Annotated in this window: 22 protein-coding genes; 8 read left to right on the top strand and 14 right to left on the bottom strand. The window is 70.7% G+C overall.

All coding sequences use genetic code 11. From position 1 onward, the window contains the following. Positions 1 to 30: 30 nt before the first annotated feature. Positions 31 to 612: a VanZ family protein gene (locus ACIA8N_RS06625; RefSeq protein WP_365784705.1), complete on the top strand. Its 582-nt coding sequence runs from the start codon at positions 31 to 33 to the stop codon at positions 610 to 612. Between the two features lie 90 nt (positions 613 to 702). Beyond that, complete coding sequence (locus ACIA8N_RS06620; RefSeq protein WP_030548960.1) at positions 703 to 903, top strand: PspC domain-containing protein; 201 nt, start codon at positions 703 to 705, stop codon at positions 901 to 903. A gap of 80 nt (positions 904 to 983) precedes the next feature. Here ACIA8N_RS06620 and ACIA8N_RS06615 read toward each other — a convergent pair whose 3' ends face one another. Together ACIA8N_RS06615 and ACIA8N_RS06610 are read right to left on the bottom strand one after the other, a co-directional pair. Then, positions 984 to 1,349, bottom strand: a complete 366-nt coding sequence (locus ACIA8N_RS06615; RefSeq protein ID WP_030223888.1) for a hypothetical protein — start codon at positions 1,347 to 1,349, stop codon at positions 984 to 986. A 171-nt stretch (positions 1,350 to 1,520) separates the two neighbouring features. Then, complete coding sequence (locus tag ACIA8N_RS06610) at positions 1,521 to 2,675, bottom strand: adenosine deaminase (RefSeq protein ID WP_365784708.1); 1,155 nt, start codon at positions 2,673 to 2,675, stop codon at positions 1,521 to 1,523. A 413-nt stretch (positions 2,676 to 3,088) separates the two neighbouring features. Between ACIA8N_RS06610 and ACIA8N_RS06605 the strand changes: the two genes are divergently transcribed. Then, positions 3,089 to 3,868 carry an alpha/beta hydrolase gene (locus tag ACIA8N_RS06605; RefSeq protein WP_365784710.1) on the top strand — a complete coding sequence of 260 codons (780 nt, stop codon included), beginning with the start codon at positions 3,089 to 3,091 and terminating at the stop codon, positions 3,866 to 3,868. Positions 3,869 to 3,886: 18 nt separating this feature from the next. Here ACIA8N_RS06605 and ACIA8N_RS06600 read toward each other — a convergent pair whose 3' ends face one another. Then, complete coding sequence (locus tag ACIA8N_RS06600; protein WP_365784712.1) at positions 3,887 to 4,837, bottom strand: LysR family transcriptional regulator; 951 nt, start codon at positions 4,835 to 4,837, stop codon at positions 3,887 to 3,889. 62 nt (positions 4,838 to 4,899) lie between these two features. On the opposite strand from ACIA8N_RS06600, the gene ACIA8N_RS06595 reads away from it, so the two are divergent. The 3 genes from ACIA8N_RS06595 (at position 4,900) to ACIA8N_RS06585 (ending at position 8,003) form a co-directional block, all read left to right on the top strand. Then, positions 4,900 to 6,162 carry an MFS transporter gene (locus ACIA8N_RS06595; protein ID WP_365784714.1) on the top strand — a complete coding sequence of 421 codons (1,263 nt, stop codon included), beginning with the start codon at positions 4,900 to 4,902 and terminating at the stop codon, positions 6,160 to 6,162. A gap of 78 nt (positions 6,163 to 6,240) precedes the next feature. Then, entirely contained in the window at positions 6,241 to 6,948 is a 708-nt protein-coding gene (locus ACIA8N_RS06590; RefSeq protein ID WP_365784830.1) for a L,D-transpeptidase family protein, read from the top strand. 83 nt (positions 6,949 to 7,031) lie between these two features. Next, entirely contained in the window at positions 7,032 to 8,003 is a 972-nt protein-coding gene (locus ACIA8N_RS06585; protein ID WP_365784716.1) for a sigma-70 family RNA polymerase sigma factor, read from the top strand. Here ACIA8N_RS06585 and ACIA8N_RS06580 read toward each other — a convergent pair. Then, positions 7,992 to 8,243: an STAS domain-containing protein gene (locus ACIA8N_RS06580; RefSeq protein WP_365784718.1), complete on the bottom strand. Its 252-nt coding sequence runs from the start codon at positions 8,241 to 8,243 to the stop codon at positions 7,992 to 7,994. The genes ACIA8N_RS06585 and ACIA8N_RS06580 overlap by 12 nt on opposite strands. 603 nt (positions 8,244 to 8,846) lie before the next feature. On the opposite strand from ACIA8N_RS06580, the gene ACIA8N_RS06575 reads away from it, so the two are divergent. Together ACIA8N_RS06575 and ACIA8N_RS06570 are read left to right on the top strand one after the other, a co-directional pair. Then, positions 8,847 to 10,640: a transposase gene (locus tag ACIA8N_RS06575; RefSeq protein WP_365784832.1), complete on the top strand. Its 1,794-nt coding sequence runs from the start codon at positions 8,847 to 8,849 to the stop codon at positions 10,638 to 10,640. Between the two features lie 29 nt (positions 10,641 to 10,669). Further along, positions 10,670 to 11,320 (top strand): HAD family hydrolase, encoded by a 651-nt coding sequence (locus ACIA8N_RS06570; RefSeq protein ID WP_365784720.1) that lies wholly within the window; start codon positions 10,670 to 10,672, stop codon positions 11,318 to 11,320. Here ACIA8N_RS06570 and ACIA8N_RS06565 read toward each other — a convergent pair. The 10 genes from ACIA8N_RS06565 to ACIA8N_RS06520 all read right to left on the bottom strand — a co-directional run bounded on the left by ACIA8N_RS06565 (position 11,313) and on the right by ACIA8N_RS06520 (position 22,765). Further along, a complete protein-coding gene (locus ACIA8N_RS06565; RefSeq protein WP_365784722.1) occupies positions 11,313 to 11,903 on the bottom strand; it encodes a Uma2 family endonuclease in 591 nt (196 codons plus the stop codon). The two genes, ACIA8N_RS06570 and ACIA8N_RS06565, sit on opposite strands and share 8 nt — an antisense overlap. A 100-nt stretch (positions 11,904 to 12,003) precedes the next feature. Next, the gene (locus tag ACIA8N_RS06560) at positions 12,004 to 13,281 is read right to left on the bottom strand and encodes a thymidine phosphorylase (RefSeq protein WP_365784724.1); all 1,278 of its coding nucleotides are present in this window, start codon (positions 13,279 to 13,281) and stop codon (positions 12,004 to 12,006) included. Between the two features lie 79 nt (positions 13,282 to 13,360). Beyond that, complete coding sequence (locus tag ACIA8N_RS06555) at positions 13,361 to 13,765, bottom strand: cytidine deaminase (RefSeq protein ID WP_030548981.1); 405 nt, start codon at positions 13,763 to 13,765, stop codon at positions 13,361 to 13,363. Continuing rightward, positions 13,762 to 15,024: an ABC transporter permease gene (locus ACIA8N_RS06550; RefSeq protein WP_365784726.1), complete on the bottom strand. Its 1,263-nt coding sequence runs from the start codon at positions 15,022 to 15,024 to the stop codon at positions 13,762 to 13,764. Before ACIA8N_RS06550 ends, ACIA8N_RS06555 begins: the two co-directional genes overlap by 4 nt. Continuing rightward, positions 15,021 to 16,139 (bottom strand): ABC transporter permease, encoded by a 1,119-nt coding sequence (locus tag ACIA8N_RS06545; RefSeq protein WP_365784728.1) that lies wholly within the window; start codon positions 16,137 to 16,139, stop codon positions 15,021 to 15,023. Before ACIA8N_RS06545 ends, ACIA8N_RS06550 begins: the two co-directional genes overlap by 4 nt. Next, complete coding sequence (locus ACIA8N_RS06540; RefSeq protein ID WP_365784730.1) at positions 16,136 to 17,848, bottom strand: ABC transporter ATP-binding protein; 1,713 nt, start codon at positions 17,846 to 17,848, stop codon at positions 16,136 to 16,138. The genes ACIA8N_RS06545 and ACIA8N_RS06540 overlap by 4 nt, the downstream gene beginning before the upstream one ends. Before the next feature lie 106 nt (positions 17,849 to 17,954). After that, entirely contained in the window at positions 17,955 to 19,007 is a 1,053-nt protein-coding gene (locus tag ACIA8N_RS06535; RefSeq protein ID WP_365784732.1) for a BMP family ABC transporter substrate-binding protein, read from the bottom strand. 358 nt (positions 19,008 to 19,365) lie between these two features. After that, entirely contained in the window at positions 19,366 to 20,586 is a 1,221-nt protein-coding gene (locus ACIA8N_RS06530; RefSeq protein ID WP_365784734.1) for an amidohydrolase, read from the bottom strand. Between the two features lie 116 nt (positions 20,587 to 20,702). After that, a complete protein-coding gene (locus tag ACIA8N_RS06525) occupies positions 20,703 to 21,875 on the bottom strand; it encodes a hypothetical protein (protein ID WP_365784736.1) in 1,173 nt (390 codons plus the stop codon). Beyond that, positions 21,872 to 22,765, bottom strand: a complete 894-nt coding sequence (locus tag ACIA8N_RS06520) for an N-acetylneuraminate synthase family protein (RefSeq protein WP_030220623.1) — start codon at positions 22,763 to 22,765, stop codon at positions 21,872 to 21,874. The genes ACIA8N_RS06525 and ACIA8N_RS06520 overlap by 4 nt, the downstream gene beginning before the upstream one ends. Between the last annotated feature and the right edge of the window lie 6 nt (positions 22,766 to 22,771).

The raw sequence follows: 22,771 nt of genomic DNA, 5'->3' as shown, positions 1-22,771 counted from the left end.
GATTCCGCTACCGCGGGCGTCTTGGGGGGCGTGCAGCGTCAAGGTTCGGGCGGCAGTGCCGCCGTGGTCGTCCGCGTGGCGGGGTTCGTCCTCGTCCTCGCGTATCTGCTGCTCGTCGCCTGGGTCAGCCTGCGACCACGGGACGTGGCCTGGGTGACCGCGCCGAACACCGTCCCGCTGAACGGCCTCCGGGCCGATCTCGCGCTCGGCACCGCGGAGGCGGCCCGGCTGATCGGCGAGGGCCTGCTGCTGCTGGCCCCGCTCGGGGTGCTGCTGCCGATGGCCGAAGGCCGGCTGCGCGTCTCCCCCTGGGCCTCGCTCGCCCGTACGACGGCCGCCGGAGCCCTGGTGTCCCTCGCCGTGGAACTGCTGCAGACGGCCGTACCGGGTCAGGTGGTGGACGTGGACTCGATCCTCCTGAACACCGCGGGGGTGGCCCTCGCGCACCTTCTGTTCGTCCCCGCGGGGCGGGCCTGGCTGCGCCGCAGGTCGGACGCGGGCCGGTCGGACTCCCCCTCGGGGACCAGCCGGGGTGAGGGTTCCGCCCTGCTGCGGAACGAGGGACCTCAGGGTGCGACCCCGACGATTACCAGGGTCCCGATCGCCCGGTAGGCCGACGCCCGCGAGCCCGGTGCGGCGGCAGTATGGAGTCATCGGGAGCCCGACGGAGCGGCTCCCGGACCGAATCCGAAGGAGCCCACCATGGCCGCACTGACCCGCCCCCGTGACGGACGCGTGATCGGCGGAGTGTGCGCGGCGCTGGCCCGGCGCTTCGGCATCTCCGCGACGACGATGCGCGTGATCTTCGTGGCCTCGTGCCTGCTGCCCGGACCGCAGTTCCTGATCTACCTGGCGCTGTGGGTGTTCCTGCCGGCGGAGAAGAGCGCGAGCGCGGCCTGGTAGCCGCCGCACCGTCCACGTACGCCGAAGGGGCGCGTACCCGGGAGACCGGGTGCGCGCCCCTTCGGCGTGTACGGGGATCGTCAGCCGATCGGCAGACCGCCCAGCGGCAGGCCGCCGAGGAGACCGCCGAGCGGGGTGGCGCCGAGGCCGCCGGCGGCGGCGTCGAGCGGGAGGTTCTGGGTGGCCTGGCCGGCGGCGGCCGGGAGGGTCTTCACACCCTGGTCGAGGCCCTGGCCGAGGGCGCCCTGACCGGCACCGAGGGACTCGGCGGCGCCGTCGGGGAGCTCGGTGAGGCCGTCACCCAGCGGGACGGCCTGGGTCACCGTGCCCAGCGCGTCGGCGCCGACGGGCAGGGACGGCGCGGCGGAGGCCGTGCCGGCGGCGGCGGCGGCGAAAGCGGCACCGAGAGCGGCGACACCGAGCTTCTTGGCGGCAGACTGCTTCATCTGAAAATCTTCCTTGTGGAATCCGGGGGCTTCCGGGAAAGCCGGGCGGGGAAATCCTGGGAATGCAGAGCGGCTCTGCAACCTAACCAGGGAACGACCCCTCCGCAAACACCGGAAAGCGGCCGGTGTCGTGCTCTCCCGGCCGCCTCCGCCCGTGTGACGGGCTGGTTCTCAGCCCGTCACACGGGAAGACTCGCTGGTCGTGGCGGTCTGCTGGAACAGCCATTCGGACTTCAGCTCGGCATATCCGGGCTTGATGACATCGTTGATCATGGCCAGGCGTTCATCGAAAGGAATGAACGCTGATTTCATCGCATTGACAGTGAACCACTGCATGTCGTCGAGCGTGTAATCGAATGCATCGATCAGCAGCTCGAATTCCCGGCTCATGGTCGTCCCGCTCATGAGCCGGTTGTCGGTGTTGACCGTGGCCCGGAAATGCAGCCTGCGGAGCAGACCGATGGGGTGCTCGGCGATGGAGGCGGCGGCACCCGTCTGGAGGTTCGAGGAGGGGCACATCTCCAGCGGGATGCGCTTGTCGCGGACATAGGAGGCCAGCCGGCCGAGGGTCACGGAGCCGTCGTCGGCGACCTCGATGTCGTCGATGATCCGGACGCCGTGACCGAGCCGGTCGGCGCCGCACCACTGGAGGGCCTGCCAGATCGAGGGCAGCCCGAAGGCCTCGCCCGCGTGGATCGTGAAGTGGTTGTTCTCCCGCTTGAGGTACTCGAAGGCGTCGAGGTGGCGGGTGGGCGGGTAACCCGCCTCGGCGCCCGCGATGTCGAAGCCGACGACGCCCGTGTCGCGGTAACGGTTGGCGAGTTCGGCGATCTCCAGGGCGCGGGCGGCGTGCCGCATCGCGGTGAGCAGGGCGCCGACCCTGATGCGGTGCCCGTTCGCCCTGGCCTGCCGCTCGCCCTCCCGGAAGCCCTCGTTGACGGCCTCCACGACCTCCTCCAGGGTGAGGCCGCCCTCCAGGTGCTGCTCGGGGGCGTAGCGCACCTCCGCGTACACGACGCCGTCCTCGGCGAGGTCGACGGCGCACTCGGCGGCGACGCGGAAGAGGGCCTCACGGGTCTGCATGACGGCACAGGTGTGCGCGAAGGTCTCCAGATACCGCTCCAGGGAACCGGAGTCGGCGGCTTCGCGGAACCAGATGCCGAGCTTGTCGGGCTCCGTCTCGGGGAGCTGCCCGTAGCCCTGCTTCCGGGCGAGTTCGATGATCGTGCCGGGGCGCAGTCCGCCGTCGAGGTGGTCGTGGAGCAGCACCTTCGGGGCGCGCCGGATCTGGACCGCGCTGGGAACGCTGGGGGTCTGGCTCGTCATTGCCGCACTTTAGCCCCTACGCGCGTAGAGCGCGCCTCGTGACGCCGTATCGCTTCGGCGTTTTCTCGTGCGATCACCGCGTCAACAGCCTCTAAGGAAGGACGTGGCATGCGATACATCCGTGCACTGCTCGTCGCAGTCTCGGCAGGTGCGCTGACGACCGGCATGGTCAGTGCTTCGCAGGCCCTCGGCGGCGGTGCTCCGACCGTGGCCTCCTGCTCGCACTCGGAGCCCGCTGCGGACGCCTCACCGCACGGCTCCGCCCCCTGCCGTCGCGGGACGCGCGGCCCTTCGCGCCGACCGGGTGACCTCCGAACGGACATAGGGGTCACGGTCGTTCGCCCGAGCGGCGATATGTAACGGTGACCGCGCGTACGGCTGGCGTACACCTCCGCTTCTGAGACTGTTCTGCTATGGCGCACTTCGCACTCGTGGGGCCGCCCGACGCCCGGAGACCCCGGCTCGGACGGCCTGTTGGAGGTTCCCGGACGTCGGCGGCGGTGGGCGGCGTGGTGCTGCTGCTTCCGGACGGCGAGCCGGTGTCGGGACGGCGCGCCTCCACACGGGCCCATGCCGCCATGCTGCCGCTCGGGCGGGGTCTCGTCCGGGCGGGCCGGTCCGAGGGGCTCGTCGCCCATGTGGTCCGCTACCGGGGGCGCGGCTGGAACGGGGCCGACGCGAACCTCGCGGCGGACGCCTCCTGGGCCGTCGCGGAGGCGGTACGGCGGTACGGCGACGTCCCGCTCTGTCTCGTCGGGCACGGTCTCGGCGCCCGGGCGGCACTGCGGGCGGCCGGGCACGGCGCGGTCGACGCGGTCCTCGGGCTCGCCCCGTGGCTGCCGGAGGACGACGTGGCGGCGGAGCCGGAGGCGGTACGCCAGCTGGTGGGGCGCCGGGTGCTGCTCGTCCACGGCACGAACGACGCCCGTACGGACCCGGAGCTGTCGTTCCGGTTCGCCGAGCGGGCGAAGAAGGCCAACCGGGACACCTGCCGTTTCGAGGTGCACTCGGACGGTCACGCGCTCCGCCAGTACGCGGACGAGGTGCAGGCCCTGGCCGTCGACTTCGTCCTCGGCGCCCTCTTCGCCCGCCCGGTCGCCCGCCCGGTGACCGACGCGATGGCCGCTCCCCCGCCGCTGGGCCTGCGGATGCCGCTGGCGGCGGGCTTCGGGGGCACCGCCCGGCGGTTCTAGGGCAGCAGGTGGACCGCTCTAGGGCAGCAGGTGGCCGCGCCTGCTCAGGAGGAACTTCTTGAAGGCGGCCACCGGGGCCGTGTCCGGGTGGCCGTCGAGCCAGGCGACGCCGATCTCGCGGACCGCTCGCGGGGCGGTCACGGTGAGTTCGACGACGCCGGGGCGCGGAACGGCCGGCGGAGGCAGCAGGGCGACGCCGAGGCCCGCCGCGACCAGGCCGCGCAGGGTCTCGGCCTCCTCGCCCTCGAAGGCGATCCGGGGCTTGAAGCCGGCCTCCGCGCACAGGTCGTCGGTGATGCGGCGGAGCCCGTACCCCGGTTCCAGGGTCACGAAGGTCTCGTCCGCGGCCTCGGCGAGGCGGACGCGTTTGCGGCCCGCGAGGCGGTGGTCGTCGGGGACGACGAGCCGGAGCCGCTGTTCGTCGAGGCGGCGGGCGACCAGGTCGGGTGCGTCCGGAACGGGGGACGTCAGGCAGAGGTCGAGGTCGCCGGCCCTGAGCCGTTCGATCATGGCCTCGCCGTAGTTCTGGACGAGGGTGAAGCGGATCCGCGGATGGTCGACGCGGAAGGCGCGGATGAGACCGGGGACGGTCTCGGAGCCCATGGTGTGCAGGAAGCCGAACGCGATCCGGCCCGCGGTGGGGTCGGCGTCTGCCCGTACGGTGTCGGCGGCCCGTTCCACCTCGGCGAGGGCCCGCTCGGCGGCCGTCAGGAAGCGGCGTCCGGCCGGGGTGAGGGAGACCGTGCGGCCGCGCCGGGCGAAGAGCGAGACGCCGAGGTCCTGTTCGAGCCGCACCATGGCCCGCGAGAGCGTGGACTGCGGGACGCCCATCTCGGCCGCGGCGCGGGTCACGTGCTCGCGCCGGGCGACCGCGGCGAAGTACGCGAGCCGCGGCGCGAGCAGTAGTCCCATGTCTTCTTCGTTACTGTTCGGTGACAGGCGATGCTGTGACCTGTACTCATGCACCATGGGAACGATTACAGCAGTTCCGTGCATTGGACGCATGAAACGGACCGTCCTACGTTCGTGACATGCCTCCTGCCAGTACCAAGGCGGCCGCCATCCACGCGTCCGCCGACACCCGCCTCTCCCCCGGAGCCCCCGGCTACCGCCGGACGAGCCTCGCGCTCTTCGCCGCCGGGCTGGCCGCCTTCGCCCTCCTCTACTCCACGCAGGCCCTCCTCCCGGCCATCTCGGCCGAGTTCGGCGCCACCGCCTCCGCCGCCTCCTGGACGGTCTCGGCCTCGACCGGCGCCCTCGCCCTGTGTGTCCTGCCGCTCAGCGCCCTCTCGGAGCGCTTCGGGCGGCGCGCGATGATGACCGCCTCCCTCACTGTCGCGGTCGCCGTCGCGCTCGTCGTGCCGTTCGCCCCGAACCTGGAGTCCCTGATCGCCCTCCGCGCGATCCAGGGCGCGGCGCTCGCCGGGCTCCCCGCCTCCGCGATGGCGTACCTCGCGGAGGAGGTACGCCCCAAGGCGCTGATCGCGGCGATCGGCCTGTTCGTGGCGGGCAACTCGATCGGCGGCATGAGCGGCCGGATCGTCACCGGCTGGATCGCCCAAATGTGGGGCTGGCGCGCGGGTCTGGCCGCCGTCGGCCTGACCTCGCTGCTGTGCGCGCTCGCCTTCCGGGCGCTGCTGCCGAAGGCACGGCACTTCACCCCGGGCACGCTGAACCCGAAGGCGCTCGCCCGGACCGTACGGACGCATCTCGCGGACCCGCTGCTCATGCGGCTGTACGTGATCGGCGCGCTGTTCATGACGGTCTTCGGCGCGGTGTACACCGTGATCGGCTACCGCCTGGTGGAGGCCCCGTTCTCGCTTCCGCAGGGCGTGATCGGCTCGATCTTCCTGGTCTACCTGGTCGGTACGGTCTCCTCGGCCGCCGCGGGCAAGCTCGTCGCCCGGCTCGGCCGGCGCGGGGCGCTCTACCTGGCGGTCTCCACCACCACCGCGGGACTGCTGCTCTCGCTCGCCGACACGCTCCCGGCGGTCCTCGCGGGCCTCGTCCTGATCACGGCCGGGTTCTTCGCGGGCCACGCGGTCGCCTCCTCCTCGGTGAGCCGTACGGCGAAGACGGGCCGCGCGCAGGCCTCGGCGCTCTACCAGTCCGCGTACTACCTCGGCAGCAGCGCGGGCGGCACGCTCGGCGCGGTCGCCTACCACGCGGGCGGCTGGTCCGGCACGGTCGTGATCGGTCTCGTCGCGGTCCTCGGCGTCGTGTCCGTGACCCTGTACGGGACACACAGCGCACGCGCCGAGGCGCGGCGGACCCAGCTCGCCGCGTCCTGCTGATTCCACCCGAATTCCACTGCAACCGAGTAGCTCCCCCGGACGTCACAAGTCATAGGACTCAAGGGGGAGTTGATGATCATGAAGAGAATCGCGGGTCGCATAGGCAGAAGAGCCGGAATCGCGGCCGGCCTCACCGCGCTGGTGGTGCCGATGACGATCGGGCTCGGTGCGGCTCCGGCGCAGGCGGCGTCCTGCAACGTGACGACGGGGCCGTACCAGAAGCAGGTGGAGAAGTTCCTCGGGCGGACCGTCGACGGGCGCCAGTCGCTCGGCGACTGTCAGGCCATCCAGGCCTTCCAGCGCAAGCACGGCATCACCCCGACCATGGGGTACGCCGGGCCGCTCACCTGGCGCACGATGAACACGATGATCCAGCAGAAGGCCGCCGGCACCACCCCCAACCGGGCGGGCACCTGCCCGACCAACCGGGGCCGGATCGCCTGCGTCGACCTGACCCGCCAGCTGAGCTGGATCCAGGACGGCTCCCGCCTCAAGTACGGTCCCGTGCCGGTGCGTACGGGCAAGGACGGCACCGAGACCCGTACCGGCTCGAAGAAGGTCTACTGGCGGAACATCAACCACTGGTCGACGCTCTACAACGTCTCCATGCCGTACTCGCAGTTCTTCGACGGCGGCCAGGCCTTCCACTCGACCACCAAGTCCATGTGGAACCCGCCCGGTTCCGGCGGCTGCGTCAACATGCGCCCGGCCGACGCGAAGGCGTACTGGAACCTGCTCAGGAACGGCGACGACGTCTTCGTCTACGGACGCAAGCCGGGAACCTGACCACGACTGTCAGTCCGCTGCGGTACTTTCCCCTCACCGGCGCCGAACGGGTTCCGGTGAGGGGTGAGTGGGGTGTGGACCCGATGAGTGACGCCGCGACCGCGACGACCGACGAACTCGACAAGTACCGCAGGGAGCTGACCGGTTACTGCTACCGGATGCTCGGATCCTCCTTCGAGGCGGAGGACGCGGTGCAGGACACGATGGTGCGGGCCTGGAAGGCCATCGGCACCTTCGAGGGCCGCTCCTCGCTGCGGTCCTGGCTGTACCGGATCGCCACCAACGTCTGCCTGGACGCGCTGAACGCCGGCAACAAGAGAGCACGGCCGATGGACCTCACCTCGCCGACGCCGGTCGCGCAGGCGCAGCTCGTCAAGCAGCCGGAGATCACCTGGCTGGAGCCGATCCCCGACGGGCGGGTCCTGCCCTCGGTCGCCGACCCGGCGGAGACGGCCGTCTCCCGGGAGACCGTTCGGCTCGCGTTCGTGGCCGCGCTCCAGCACCTGCCGCCCAAGCAGCGGGCGGTGCTCATCCTGCGCGAGGTGCTCGCCTGGAAGGCGAGCGAGGTCGCGGAGCTCCTCGACACCAGCGTCGCCTCGGTCAACAGCGCGCTGCAGCGGGCCCGCGCGACCCTGGCCGAGCAGGCCCCGGCCACCTCCGACCCGGCGAACCCGCTCGACGAGGAGCAGAAGGCGCTCCTGGAGCGGTACGTGGCGGCCTTCGAGGGCTACGACATGAAGGCGCTGACCGCGCTCCTCCACGAGGACGCGACCATGTCCATGCCGCCGTACGACCTCTGGCTCCAGGGTCACGACGACATCGTGGGCTGGATGCTGGGCGTCGGCGAGGTCTGCTCCGGCTCGAAGCTGGTGCCGACGGTGGCCAACGGCTCCCCGGCGTTCGCCCAGTACCACCCGGACCCGGCGGGCGGCTTCAGCCCGTGGGCGCTGATCGTCCTGGAGCTGCGGGACGGGAAGGTCGCGGGGATGGACTTCTTCCTGGACACCGAGCGCTGGTTCCCGCTCTTCGACCTGCCGGCCCGGCTAGAGGCCTAGGGTTCCGTCGATTCCCGTCAGGAGGAGCAGGGCCCGCAGGTCGGGCCCCGCTCCGTGGAAGCGGATCCGGTGGCCGCGGCGCCCGGCGGCGAGTTTCAGCCGGGCGAGCGCGTCCACGGCGGCGAGGTCGGCGGGCGCGAGGGCGCCGACCTCGCAGAGCACGTCACCGGGCGGGGCGGCGGCCAGCTCGGCACAGAGCCGGGCCACCTCGTCCCGGGTGGGGCGGGCGGGCAGGGTCACGACAAGCGGTTGACTGGTGTCCACGTCCGTTGAGACCGGGCGGAGGACGAGAACTCATCTCGATCGCGAGGTTTCGGAGGACGGCGACCGTGCGGGGGGGGAAGTTGATCGTGTCGCCGCGCCTGCGGTGCTGGCACAGGACGCGGTCCTTGAGTCGGGCGACGCCGTGTTCGGCCCACGCTCGCCGCTTGGCGAACGGCGTGCTCTTCCTCTTGCTGGTGACGGCCTCGGGGGCGCTTCGGTATGCCGATGTCGCTGCGGTTGCCGGTCCAGGTGTCGCCGACGGCGTCGAGCCTGTCCACGGGCCACAGCGGGGTGCGGCCGACGTAAGCCGGCGTCGACTGCTGTTGAGTTGTACGTGCTGGACGGTGCCCTCCAGTTGAGCTGCGGCCACTGTGCGTACAGACGTGCGAGGGATCGCGGGTACTGGTGACCGTGCGCGTGATTCGCCTGAGCGTGCGGGGATGGTCTCTAGGTTGGATTGTGACGCAGGGGTGCGCCGAGAGGGTGACGGTCATGCGGGCTGCCCAGACGCAGCGGAGGTTCCGGGGCAGGAACAAGGCCCCGAAGTGGAAGAAGCCCGACGATGGACAGGTGGCTGTGATGGTTCTGCCGCTGACCGTCACGGACCCCGCTGACCTGGCCCGCGTCGAGAAGCTGTTCCGGGCGATGGGCTCGATCAAGCGGGCCGTCCAGCGCGACGCCCGCGCCAGGGTCGATGCCTATTGGACCGCGTTCCACGAGCGCGAGCAGCACGGGGCGAAGGCCGTACGACAGCGTCTCGGGCTGTCCCGCGAGGCCCTGGAGCGGTGTGCCTACAAGCACCTCGAAGCCTCCGGGCACCTCAAGCACCACGCCTCGAAGGCCCTGGCCATGCACATGGCCGACGAGGTGTGGAACGGCATCCAGCGGCACCTGTTCCCCGATGCCACCGGCCACCGCTCCGGGAAGCCGAAGACCGGACGGTGGCACGACTTCACCCGCATCCCCGGCCGCGCCCGCTCCCACACCACCGAACGCAAGTGGGAGACCTTCCGCCTCGTCGGCACACTCCACGGCCGCACCATGGCCTACACCGACGACGGCCGGCACACCGTCCAGCAGCCGCGCCGAATGCCCGTACCGGCAGCGCCGTCCGGCACCGTGCCCACCGGGAAGACCACCACGTCGGGGAAGCCGGGGACACGTAAGGCGAGCTGGTGGGACCACACCGGTCCGCTCGCCGTGGTGTTCGCGGGCGGCCCCGACTCCGGCCGGGGCGACCTCGTACTCCCGGTGCGTATCCCGCAGCAGCCGGGCCAGTGGGCACGGGCCGAACACTTCCTGTCGAATCCCGGCCGGTGGCACAAGGTCGATCTCGGCGGGGTGGACGGCAATGTCTCCAACATCTCGATCGTCTCACTCCCCGCCACCCTGGACCCTGCCGACGGCGCCCCGGCCTCCACCGAGATCACGCTCAGCCCCGAGGAACAGGCTCTGTTGGAGCGCGAGGCAAGGAAGCGGCGTGGTCGTGCGCGGGCGCTGGAGCGTTCCCGCCGGGCGACGAACACTGCGCAGTACGAGCTGTCGAAAAGGCAGATCCGCAGGGCGGAGCAGCGGGCGGCGAAGGGCCTGGAGCCCAAGGCCGTCAGCGTTCCGGGTGGTGCCCGCGCTGCCCGCGTCGCCGGGGTGCCTAAGCAGGCGTTCAGGAGTGACCGGATCTCGTACGGCTACCAGGAGCTGCGCGCCCGCCAGGCCCAAACAGCCGCATCGGCCGCCGAGCACCGCCGCCACCGCGCCCGCCTCCTCGCCCGGCAGATCATCGCGGCACACGGCCCCACGCTGGTGGTCGAGGACTGCGACATCCGCACCTGGTACCGGCTGTGGGGCAAGCGCCTCTCCCGGACAACGCCCGGTCTGCTGATCGCCGCACTTGAGCTGGAGTGTCAGGCTGCGGGCGGCCGTCTCGTAAGGGCTTCCACCTGGCCTACCGCCCTGTCTCAGCACTGCCTGTGCGGCGAGCGCGTGAAGAAGACGCTCGGCGAGCGTGAGCACAAGTGCATCGCGTGCGGCCTCGCCGGGAAACGCGACCTCGTGTCCGCCGCCCTGGCCTCCTTCGTCCGCTTCGCCGACGTGGACGACCCCAAGACCGCGTACCTGGACACCACCGCGTCCCGGCACGCACAGATCGTTTTCGCGCAAGGGCTGGAAGAAGCCCTGCGGGAGTCAACCGCACCGAGCCAGACCACCGTTCGCGGTGCTGGACATGCGGCAGTCCCACGGCGACGTGAGACCTCTGCTCCCCGAACCGCCAGACGACGGTCCCGAGCAACCCCGGATGAGACACGCCCCGTGCGTGACCACGCCGAAAAGCCCGGACACCGCCCCGGCTGCAACCCACGGCTCACCCTCTGGTGAATTGCGGACCAAGTCTTAGGCTGCCGATCATGACTCATATGCCTGTCGAACTGGTGATCTTCGACTGCGATGGCGTGCTGGTGGACAGCGAGCGGATCTACTGCCGCGTGGACCGTGAGGTGTTCGCGTCCCTCGGGGCGGAGTTCACCGAGGAGGAGGTCGTCGAGTACTTCGTCGGCTCCTCGCACGCCATGCTCACCACGATCGTGGAGGAACGCCGGGGCCGGCCGCTCGGGCCCGACTGGCAGGCTCCCTTCAAGCAGCGGTACGAGGACGCGCTGGACGCGGAGCTGACGGCGGTCGAGGGCGTCACCGACGTCCTGGACGCGCTCCACGTCCCGTACTGCCTCGCCTCCAACGGCAGCCACGCCTCCATCCGCAAGAACCTGGGCCGGACCGGTCTCCTCGACCGCTTCGAGGGCCGCATGTTCAGCGCCCGCGACGTCGCCCGGGGCAAGCCCGCCCCGGACCTCTTCCTGCACGCGGCGGCGACCATGGGCGTCCCGCCGGAGCGCTGCGCGGTGGTGGAGGACAGCCCGTACGGCGTCCAGGCGGCCCGCGCGGCCGGGATGCGCGCCTTCGGCTACTGCGGCGGGCTGACGCGGGCGGACCGGCTGATGGGCCCGCACACGGTGGTCTTCGACGACATGCGGGAGCTGGTGGGGCTGCTCATCAGGTGACGGGGAACTCGGCGGTGTCGAGGGTGAGGTCGAAGGGGGCGGGGAGGTGGATCTTCTCGCCGAACTTCACCGCATGGAGCGTGCGATAGACGTCGCCCTTCGGCTCGCCAAAGAGAGTGACGGTGGGGCCGCCAGGGGCGTACGCGTCGATCAGCAGGTACAGCGGAATCGCCGCCTGGGCATAAGCGGCCGCCTTCTTGATGCGGTCGTGATTCGCGTTCGACGGTGACGTGACCTCTCCGACCAGCAGCGCGGACTCGGCCGGAATGTAGGACCCTGGGCCGGACAGCACGTCGGCGGGAACGACCAGAAGGTCCGGAATCAGCATTCCCGAACGCGAGGGAACGACAATGGATTGGGTCTGCATGACCTCCCATTCCTCCGGAATCACGGTGTACAGGCGCCGGTGCACCCTGGACGCCGTGAGGTTGTGCCGGAAAGTGGGCGACGGTGCCACGGTGATGATCCCCTCGATGATCTCCACCTTGCAGCCCTCGGGCCAGTCCATCGATTCCCAGCGACGGACCAGGTCCTCCCAGCCGTTGCCCTGCTCGGGCTGGGGCTCGGCAGCGAGTGCGCTCATGGTGTGCTCCTCATTCGGTCGTCACCGATCCCAGCATGCCGAACGGGACCGGCGGTGGTCCACCGGTCCCGTTCACCCGAAGGTGTCAGATGCATATGCCTCAGGCGATGCGGTCCAGGACGATCGGGTTCGCCGTGAACTTCGTGCCCTCCGGCGCGATGTCCCACGCCGCGTCCAGGGACTTCAGGGCGTAGTCGAACTTCTCCGGGGTGTCCGTGTGGAGCGTCAGCAGCGGCTGGCCCGCCGTCACCGTGTCGCCCGGCTTCGCGTGCAGCTCGACGCCCGCGCCCGCCTGCACCGGGTCCTCCTTGCGGGCGCGGCCCGCGCCCAGGCGCCAGGCGGCGATGCCGATGTCGTACGCGTCCAGGCGCGTCAGGACGCCGCTGGAGGGGGCCATGACGACGTGCTGCTCGCGGGCGACCGGGAGGGTCGCGTCCGGGTCGCCGCCCTGGGCCGCGATCATCCGGCGCCAGTGGTCCATCGCCGAACCGTCGGCCAGCGCCTTCGCCGGGTCCGCGTCCTTGATGCCGGCCGCGGCGAGCATCTCGCGGGCCAGCGCGATCGTCAGCTCGACGACGTCCGCCGGGCCGCCGCCCGCGAGGACCTCGACCGACTCGCGGACCTCGAGGGCGTTGCCGGCGGTGAGGCCGAGCGGGGTGGACATGTCGGTGAGCAGGGCCACCGTCTTCACGCCGCTGTCGGTGCCGAGGCCCACCATCGTGGAGGCGAGCTCACGGGCGTCCTCGATGTTCTTCATGAAGGCGCCGGTGCCGACCTTGACGTCGAGGACCAGGGAGCCGGTGCCCTCGGCGATCTTCTTGGACATGATCGAGCTGGCGATCAGGGGGATCGCCTCGACCGTGCCGGTCACGTCGCGGAGCGCGTACAGCTTCTTGTCGGCGGGGGCCAGGCCGTCGCCCGCCGCGCAGATGACCGCGCCGGTGGTGTCGAGGACGTGCAGCATCTCCTCGTTGGAGAGCAGGGCGCGCCAGCCGGGGATGGACTCCAGCTTGTCGAGGGTGCCGCCGGTGTGGCCGAGACCCCGGCCGGAGAGCTGGGGGACGGCCGCGCCGCAGGCGGCGACGAGCGGGGCGAGCGGGAGGGTGATCTTGTCGCCGACGCCGCCGGTGGAGTGCTTGTCCGCGGTCGGGCGGGAGAGCGAGTCGAAGTTCATGCGCTCGCCGCTGGCGATCATGGCCGCGGTCCAGCGGGCGATCTCCGCGCGGTTCATGCCGTTCAGGAGGATGGCCATGGCCAGGGCGGACATCTGCTCGTCGGCGACCGCGCCGCGGGTGTAGGCGTCGATGACCCAGTCGATCTGCTCCGGGCTCAGCTCGCCCTTGTCCCGCTTGGTGCGGATGACGGAGATGACGTCCATGATGGTGCCTCTTTCTACGCGCATAGAGAGGGAAAGGGGGAGCGACCCTCCCATCGTGCCGGAAGGGTCGCTCCGAGGATTACTTCGACAGGTGGTCCGGCCCGAATGCCTGCGGCAGCATCTCGGCCAGCGTCAGGAACCCGGCGGGCGTCTCCAGGACGAGTTCGGGGCCCCCGAACTCGTAGAGCAGCTGCCGGCACCGGCCGCACGGGACCAGGGACTCGCCCCGGCCGTCCACGCAGACGAAGTGGGTCAGCCGGCCGCCGCCGGTCGCCTGCAGCGCCGAGACGAGCCCGCACTCGGCGCACAGACCCAGGCCGAAGGAGGCGTTCTCCACGTTGCAGCCGGAGACCACCCGGCCGTCGTCGACGCGGGCCGCCGCGCCGACCGGGTAGCCCGAGTACGGGGCGTACGCCCGGGACATGGCGTCCCGGGCCGTGACCCGCAGGGACTCCCAGTCGGCGTCGGAGAGCGAGGACGTCACTTGCCCTGGCCCTTCTGGTACGGCAGTCCGTCCGCCTTGGGCATCCTGAGGCGCTGCGCCGACAGGGCGAGCACGAGCAGGGTGGTGATGTACGGGGCCGCGTCGACGAACTGGCTCGGGACCTCGTCGGTCAGCCCGTACCAGAGGAAGAAGCCCGCGGAGAAGGCCGCGGCGACCACGGCGGCCACGTACTTCTTCTTGTACAGCTGCCAGAGCGCGGCGATCACCAGGAGCAGGGCGACGAGCAGCAGCAGCGCGTGGACGTTCTCGGCGCCGCCGCGGAGCTTGAGGCTGTCGGTGAAGCCGAAGAGGCCCGCGCCGAGCGCCATGCCGCCGGGCATCCAGTTGCCGAAGATCATCGCGGCGAGACCGATGTAGCCGCGGCCGCCGGTCTGGCCCTCCTGGTAGATGCCGGTGGCGACGATCGCGAGGAACGCGCCGCCGAGGCCGGCGAGGGCGCCGGAGACGGTGACGGCGATGTACTTGTACTTGTAGACGTTCACGCCGAGGGACTCGGCCGCGACCGGGTTCTCACCGCAGGAACGCAGCCGCAGGCCGAAGGCCGTACGCCACAGCAGCCACCAGGTGGCCGGGATCAGCAGCAGGGCGACGATCGTGAGCAGCGACAGGTTGGTGACGAGGCCGCCGAGGATGCCGGCCAGGTCGGAGATCAGGAACCAGTGCTTCTGCTGGAGGTCCTGCAGCCAGTCGGACAACCCTGGGATCGTGATTTTGGTGATCTGATCGATGCGCGGGGACTGCTTGGAGGAGCCGCCCTCGGCCTCGGCGAACGTGAAGTTCGACAGGTACTGGGTGAAGCCGACCGCGAGGATGTTGATCGCCACACCGGAGACGATGTGGTTGACGTTGAACGTGACGGTGATGATCGCGTGGAGCAGACCGCCGAGCGCGCCGCCGAGGAGGCCGAGAAGGACACCCGCCCAGGGGCCCCACTGGTAGCCGGCCCAGGCGCCGAACCAGGTGCCGAGCACCATCATGCCTTCGAGGCCGATGTTGACGACGCCCGCGCGCTCGGCCCACAGACCGCCGAGACCGGCGAGGCCGATCGGGACGGCGAGCTGGAGCGCGCCGGAGACCTGGCCCACGGAGGTGAGGTCGTCGGCGCCGGAGACGACCCGGACGAGGGAGAAGAGCAGGAGACCGGCCGCGACGATCAGCATGATCCACGGCAGGGTGAGCTTGCGGCGTCCGCCGCCCTTGGGCGCGGCGCTCGGCTTGGTGACAGTGCCGGTGCTCATGCCGAGACCTCCTTGTCGGTCTTGATGGCGCCGCCGGCGGCGAGTTCCTCGCCGACCTTCTGCTGCTGGCGGCGGAGGCCGTAACGGCGGACGAGCTCGTAGGAGACGACGACCGCGATCACGATGATGCCCTGCATGATCTTGGTGATCTCCTTCGGGTAGCCCTCGGTGTCCAGCGACGAGGAGGCCTTGTCGAGGAACGCGAAGAGCAGCGCGGCGAAGAAGATGCCGACCGGGTGGTTACGGCCGAGCAGGGCGATGGTGATGGCGGTGAAGCCGACACCGACGGGGAAGTCCAGGCTGTACGTGTGGGACTCGCCGAGGAGGGTCGGCATGCCGGCGAGGCCGGCGAGCGCGCCCGAGATGAGCATCGAGGTGAGGACCATCTTCTTGGCGTCGACGCCGCTGGCCTGGGCGGCGGTCTCGCTGGCGCCGGTGGCGCGCAGGTCGAAGCCGAACCGGGTGCGGTTGAGGGCGAACCAGTAGACGACGCCCAGGGCGAGCGCGACGAAGGTGAAGCCGTAGATGACTCCGTTGCCCTCGCCCATGTCGATGCCCGGGAACCAGCCGGACTCGGAGATCTCACCGGTGGTGAGGTTGTTCGAGCCCTCCGGCTGGAAGCCGAAGTTCTTCGGCAGGATCAGCCACGCCACCAGCGAGGTCGCGATGGCGTTCAGCATGATCGTCGAGACGACCTCGGAGACCCCGCGGGTGGTCTTCAGGATGCCCGCGATACCGGCCCAGAAGGCGCCGGTCAGCATCGCGACGACCACGATCAGCAGGATGTGCAGCGGGCCGGGCAGCTCGACCGAGGCGCCGACCAGGGCCGACACCATCGCGGCGAGCCGGTACTGACCGTCGACACCGATGTTGAACAGGTTCATCCGGAAGCCGATGGCGACGGCCAGGGCTGCCAGGTAGTAGATCCCGGTCTGGTTGACGATCAGGACCTGGATGTCCGAGTACGCCGCGTTGTCGATCATCAGCGTGATCGGCTCGATCGGGTCGAGACCCGTCGCGAGCAGCACCAGGACGGTGAGCACGAACGAGGAGACCAGCGCGAGCACCGGTCCCGCGGCGCCCAGGATCAGCTTGTCCTTGTCGAATTTCATCATCGGGCGTCACCGTCTTCGGGCTGCTCTTCGTTGCCTTCGAGGTGACCGCTGGCCGCGCCGGTCATGGCGGAGCCCAGCTCCTCGGGCGTGATGGTGGCGGGGTCGGCGTCGGCGACGAGCTTGCCGCGGTACATGACCCGGAGGGTGTCGGAGAGGCCGATCAGCTCGTCGAGGTCGGCGGAGATCAGCAGCACCGCGAGGCCCTCGCGGCGCGCGTCACGGATCGCGTCCCAGATCTGCGCCTGCGCGCCGACGTCCACACCCCGGGTGGGGTGAGCGGCGATCAGGAACTTCGGGCCGTGGCTCATCTCGCGGCCGACGATCAGCTTCTGCTGGTTGCCGCCGGAGAGCGAGGCCGCGGTCACGTCGATGCCGGGGGTGCGCACGTCGTACTCGCGCACGATCCGCTCGGTGTCCTTGCGGGCGGCCTTGGGGTCGAGGATGCCGCGCTTGGAGTTGGGCGCCTCGGTGACGTGACCGAGGATGCGGTTCTCCCAGAGCGGGGCTTCCAGGAGCAGGCCGTGACGGTGGCGGTCCTCGGGGATGTACCCGATGCCGCCCTCGCGGCGCTTGCGCACCGACACCTTGGAGATGTCCTGGCCGTCGAGGCTGATGACGCCCGCGTCGGGGGTGGACATGCCCATGAGCGTCTCGATGAGCTCGGTCTGTCCGTTGCCCTCGACACCCGCGATGCCGAGGATCTCGCCCTTGTGGATCGTGAGGGAGATGTCGTCGAGGAGCTTGCGGCCGCCCACGATCTCCTCGTGGACGGTGGCGCTCTTCGACGGGTCCGGCGGGGCGGCGGTCGTCAGCGGGGCGGCCGCGACTCCGCTCTCGACCAGCGTCAGGTTCTCGACCTTGAGCATGGGGACGGTGGTGACCGTCGACTCGCGGGTCTCCGGCGAGGGCAGCTCGCTGCCGACCATCAGCTCGGCGAGCTGCTTGGTGGTGGCGGTCCTCGGGTCGGCGGTGCCGACGGTGGTGCCCCGGCGGATGACCGTGATGTCGTCGGCGACCTTCAGGACCTCGCCCAGCTTGTGCGAGATGAAGATGACCGTCAGGCCCTCGGACTTGAGCTCGCGCAGGTTGTCGAAGAGCGCGTCGACCTCCTGCGGGACGAGCACGGCGGTCGGCTCGTCGAGGATGAGGATCTTGGCGCCGCGGTAGAGGACCTTGAGGATCTCCACGCGCTGGCGGTCGGCGACCCCGAGGTCCTCGACGAGGGCGTCGGGGCGGACCCCGAGGCCGTACGCGTCGGAGATCTCCTGGATCTTCCGCCGCGCCTTGGCACCGATGCCGTAGAGCTTCTCGCCGCCGAGGACGACGTTCTCCAGGACGGTGAGGTTGTCGGCGAGCATGAAGTGCTGGTGCACCATGCCGATGCCGCGCGCGATGGCGTCACCGGGGCTGGAGAAGGTGACCTGCTGGCCGTCGACGGCGATGGTGCCCTCGTCCGGCTTCTGCATGCCGTAGAGGATCTTCATGAGGGTCGACTTGCCGGCACCGTTCTCGCCGATGAGGGCGTGCACGGTGCCCTTGCGGACCGTGATGGCGATGTCCTTGTTGGCGACGACGCCGGGGAATCGCTTGGTGATGCCGTGCAGTTCTACGGCAGGGGGGCTGGACGCGTTGATGACGCACTCTCCTTGGCCGGAAGGAGTGGGAGCGGGAGGGCAGGGCGGGGCGAAGTTATCGTGCCAGGGAGACATCTACACGCGTAGCGCTGCCGGAAAGTGAAAACCTGTACGGGAATGGGGCCCGGCGACGGTGGGGGTCCCACCGTTGCCGGGCCCTGAGGTCGGTGACCTGCGTTCCTTACGGAGCGGTCTTGACCGTGATCTTGCCGTCGATGATGTCCTTCTTCGCCTTGTCCACCGCGGCGATGAGGTCCGTCATCTTCTTGTACTCCGGGTTGGAGTCGGCAAGGCCGACACCGTCCGTGGCGAGACCGTAGCGGATCTCACCGGTCTGCGGCTTGCCGTCCTTGACCGACTTGATCAGGTTGTAGACGGAGTCCGAGACGTCCTTGGTGACCGAGGTCAGGATCTTGGCCTTGTACGAGGCCAGACCCGCCTGGTTGTACTGGTCGGAGTCCACACCGATGGCCCACTTGCCGGCGGTCGCGGCGGCCTCGATCGAGCCGGAACCGGCCAGACCGGCGGCGGCGTAGATCACGTCGGCGCCCTTGTCGAGCTGGCCCTGCGCGGCGGCCTTGCCGAGGTCGGGCTTGGCGAAGCCGTCGAAGTTCGGCGGCTGGGTCAGGTACTGGACGAGCACCTTCGCCTTGGGGTTGGTGTCCTTGACACCCTGCGCGAAGCCCGCCTCGAACTTCTTGATCAGCGGGACCTCGACACCACCGATGAAGCCGACCGTGCCGGTCTTGGACGCCTTGGCGGCGGCGACGCCGGCCAGGTAGGAGCCCTGCTCCTCGTTGAAGACGAGGTTGGCGATGTTCTTGCCGGTCTTCGACGTGTCGTCGATGAGGCCGAACGTGGTGTTGGGGTACGACTTGGCGACCTTCTCGATCGCCGGCGCGTAGGCGAAGCCGACGCCGATGACCGGGTTGTTGCCGGCGCGGGCGAGCGCGGTGAGGCGCTGCACCTTGTCGGCGTCGCCCTCACCCTCGGAGGGCTCGGCCTCGGAGCCCTTGACGTCGAGCTCGTCCTCGGCCCTCTTGAGGCCCGCGTAGGCGGCGTCGTTGAAGGACTGGTCGCCACGGCCGCCGATGTCGTACGCGATGGCGGCCTTCGCGGCCTTCGAGTCCGTCCCGGAGCCGGAGTCGTTCGAAGACTTGCCACACGCGGTGGCGGAGAGAGCGAGCGCCGCGGAGGCGATGCCCACGGTCGTGATCCTGGTGATCCGGCGCAAGAGGAGGGTCCCTTCAAGACTGACCGAAAGCGCCTCTTCGGGCGCTGGTTTCGCGGCGATCGTAACGCGCGTAGATGTCAGTTAAAGACCCGTTCATGAGTCGTTATCGGATCGTCGCGAACCGGCCAGCCGAGGCGACCGGGGGCGTTCGGCCCGGTACGGCCGGTTATACCGCCACCCAGGGGGGGCGGGACAGGGGCCCGGAGGCGCCACGCCGGGCGGTGGGCCGAAGGGGGGACGGCGGTCGGCCGGACGGATGAGGAGCTCCGTCCGGGGGCTGCGCGGTCGGGTGAGCGTGGTCGGAAGCCCGGGTGAAGGGGCCCTCGTCAGGGGCGCCCGTGGTCAGGGGCGCCCGTGGTCAGGGGCGTGTGGCGGCGTCGGTCAGGACCGCGGCCGTGAAGAGTTCCACCGCGGTCTCGATGCACCGCTCGTCCACGTCGAAGTCGCCGGCGTGCAGATCGCGGACGCGGGTGTCGCCAGGGGTGCGGACGCCGAGGCGGGCCATGGCGCCGGGCACGTGCTCCAGGTACCAGGAGAAGTCCTCGCCGCCGAGGCTCTGCTCGGTGTCCTCGATCGCATACGTTCCGCGGCGCGCGGCCATCGCGTCGTGGAGTAGTTCGGTCACGGCCGGGTCGTTGACGACCGGGGGGACGCCCCGGACGTAGTTCACGGTCGACTTGGCCCGGTGCAGGGTCGCGATCTCGTCGATCGCCGCGTGCACCAGGTCCGGGGCCTCGCGCCAGGTCGGCAGGTCGAGGCAGCGGACGGTGCCGGAGAGCTCCGCGTGCTGGGGGATGACGTTGGGCGCGTGGCCGGACTCGATACGGCCCCAGGTGACCGAGAGGCCGGAGCGGGCGTCGACCCGGCGGGCCAGGACGGCGGGGACGTCGGTGGCGACCCGGGCGGCGGCGGTGACGAGGTCGGTGGTGAGGTGCGGGCGGGCGGTGTGGCCGCCGGGCCCGTCGAGGGTGACTTCGAGACGGTCGCAGGCGGAGGTGATGGGGCCGGCGCGGAGCCCGATCTTGCCGGCGTCCACCCTGGGGTCGCAGTGGAGGGCGATGATGCGGCCGACTCCGTCCAGGACTCCCGCGGCGACGGCGTCGGCGGCGCCGCCGGGGAGGACCTCCTCGGCGGGCTGGAAGAGCAGCCGCACGGCGTGGGGCAGCAGACCCTGCCGGTGCAGATCGGCGAGGACGAGCCCGGCACCGAGGACGGTGGTGGTGTGGACGTCGTGTCCGCAGGCGTGCGCGCGGTTGGCCACCGTGGAGCGGTAGGCGACGGTCTTGACGTCGGGAATGGGCAGCGCGTCGAGATCGGCGCGGATCGCCAGCATGGGCCGGCGGACGTCCGGGGTGCCGACGTCACAGATGAGTCCGGTGCCGCCCGGCAGGACCTTCGGCACCAGGCCGGCCGCCTCCAGGCGGGCCTTGAGCACGGCGGTCGTACGGAACTCCTGGTTGCCCAGCTCGGGATGCATGTGCAAGTCCCTGCGGAAGGCACTCAGTTCGGCGCGCAGGGGTTCGGACAGCGTTCCGGGCAGGGTGACGGAGCCTGGCTCACGGGACTTCAACTGGTTCACCTTTTGAAGGGTAGGCCTTCAGACAGGTCAACTGCCCGTTGATCACGAAAACTTCAGCCCGTTAGGGGAAAGAATCTCGGTTTGTCAGGCATGAAGGGCCTTCCGTATGGGTACGCTCAGCCGAATTCGAGCCGGTCGGTGGGGGTCGCCACCCGCGCGGTGAGCCGGTCGACCTCGTGGGCCGCCGTGCCCGCCACCCCGGACAGGAAGCCCTGGGCACGGGGTGAGGCGCTCTCCCGCAGCCACTCGGGCGCGATCTCGCAGACCGCGACCTTCACCCCGGTGCCGGCGAGGGCGAGCGGCAGGGTGTGCACGACCGTGGAAGGGAAGCTGACGATCGTACGGCCGACGGGGCCGCGCCGGGCGATCAGCTCAAGGGGCAGCTCCGGCCGGACCACCTGCAGGCCCGTCTCGACCGCGATCCGGTGCAGCTTCTCCGCGCTCTCCCTGCGGTGCGCGAAGTAGCGGGTGGCTCCGTGGGCGCGGGCCAGCTCCGCCACCACCCGGTCGTAGTGGCCGGCGTCGACCACCCCCGTCTCGACCAGCGAGGTGCCCACCAGGTCCGCGCCGCCCGTGAGCAGCGGCGGCCCGAAGCGGGTCCTGGTCCAGGCGTAGGAGTTCTCGGTGACCGTGACGCCCTCGGGCGCCTCGACGGGCAGCGAGGTGAAGATCTCGACCGTACGGCCGCGGGCCGGGGCGAGGCGCCGCTTGGCCAGCGAGGTCACCGGGGCGAGGACCAGCTCGCGCGGGCCGAGGCTGCCCTTGCGGTGCCAGCGCACCAGGCGCTCGCCGCGGCCGAGCTGGGCGGCGAACTCCATCGTGGCGGTGCCGTCGTCGACGACCGTCAGGTGCCGGGGGCCGAAGAGGGTCAGGAGGAGCTGGACGTACCGGGAGAACGGGTCCCCGATGATCACCCGCTCCGCCGAGCGCAGCGGCCGGGCGAGCTCGCGCAGGGTGCGGGCGAGCGAGCCCCGGCCGCCGCGGGCCTCCTGCCAGTGGACGGTGAAGCCCTCGTCGCGGGCCAGCTGGGCCATCCGGCGCAGCTGGCCACGCGACATGGGATCGGTCGGCGAGAGGACGACGATCGTGAGGGGCCGTGCGGCCGCTGCCGCACCGGGGGTGGCGTCCGTCGCGTGAACCGCCCGCACGGACGCACCGGCGTCCGTCGAGCCGGGCGCACCCGTGGGTGCGGCGGCGGGCGCTTCCCCGGCGGGTGCCTGGGTGTGCGCCCATTCCAGGACGTTGAGGAGCTGGACCGGGCTCTCGACGAACGCCAGCTGCCCGGTCATGCGGCGACGAGCCCCTGGACCCGGCGGAGCTTCTTCATCGGGCCGAGCTCCGACTCGTAGACCTTCTTGACGCCGTCGCCGAGGGCGGCCTCGATGGTGCGGATGTCGCGGACCAGGCGCTGCAGGCCCTGCGGCTCGACGGAGGCGGCCTGGTCGGAGCCCCACATGGCGCGGTCGAGGGTGATGTGGCGCTCGACGAAGGTGGCGCCGAGGGCGACGGCCGCGAGGGTGGTCTGCAGGCCGGTCTCGTGGCCGGAGTAGCCGATCGGCACGTTCGGGTACTCCTCCTGGAGCGTCTGGATGACGCGCAGGTTGAGCTCCTCGGCCTTGGCCGGGTAGGTCGAGGTGGCGTGGCAGAGCAGGATGTTCGCGCTGCCGAGGACCTCGACGGCGTGGCGGATCTGCGCCGGGGTGGACATGCCGGTGGAGAGGATGACCGTACGGCCGGTGCCGCGCAGCGAGCGGAGCAGCTCGTCGTCGGTGAGGGAGGCCGAGGCGACCTTGTGGGCCGGGACGTCGAACTTCTCCAGGAAGGCGACGGCCTCGGTGTCCCACGGGGAGGCGAACCAGTCGATGCCGCGCTTCTTGCAGTGCTCGTCGATGGCGCGGTACTGGGTCTCGTCGAACTCGACGCGGTGACGGTAGTCGATGTACGTCATCCGGCCCCAGGGGGTGTCGCGCTCGATGTCCCACTGGTCGCGCGGGGTGCAGATCTCCGGGGTGCGCTTCTGGAACTTCACGGCGTCACAGCCGGCCTCGGCGGCGACGTCGATGAGGGCGAAGGCGTTGTCGAGGTCACCGTTGTGGTTGATGCCGATCTCGCCCGTGATGTAGACGGAGTGGCCCGGGCCCGCGGTCTTGTCGCCGAGGGTGCGAAGTCGGGTGTTCATGGTGCC

The sequence above is a fragment of the Streptomyces sp. NPDC051822 genome (assembly GCF_044452745.1).
Taxonomy (GTDB): Bacteria; Actinomycetota; Actinomycetes; order Streptomycetales; family Streptomycetaceae; genus Streptomyces.
This window is presented reverse-complemented; position numbering and strand designations above follow the sequence as displayed.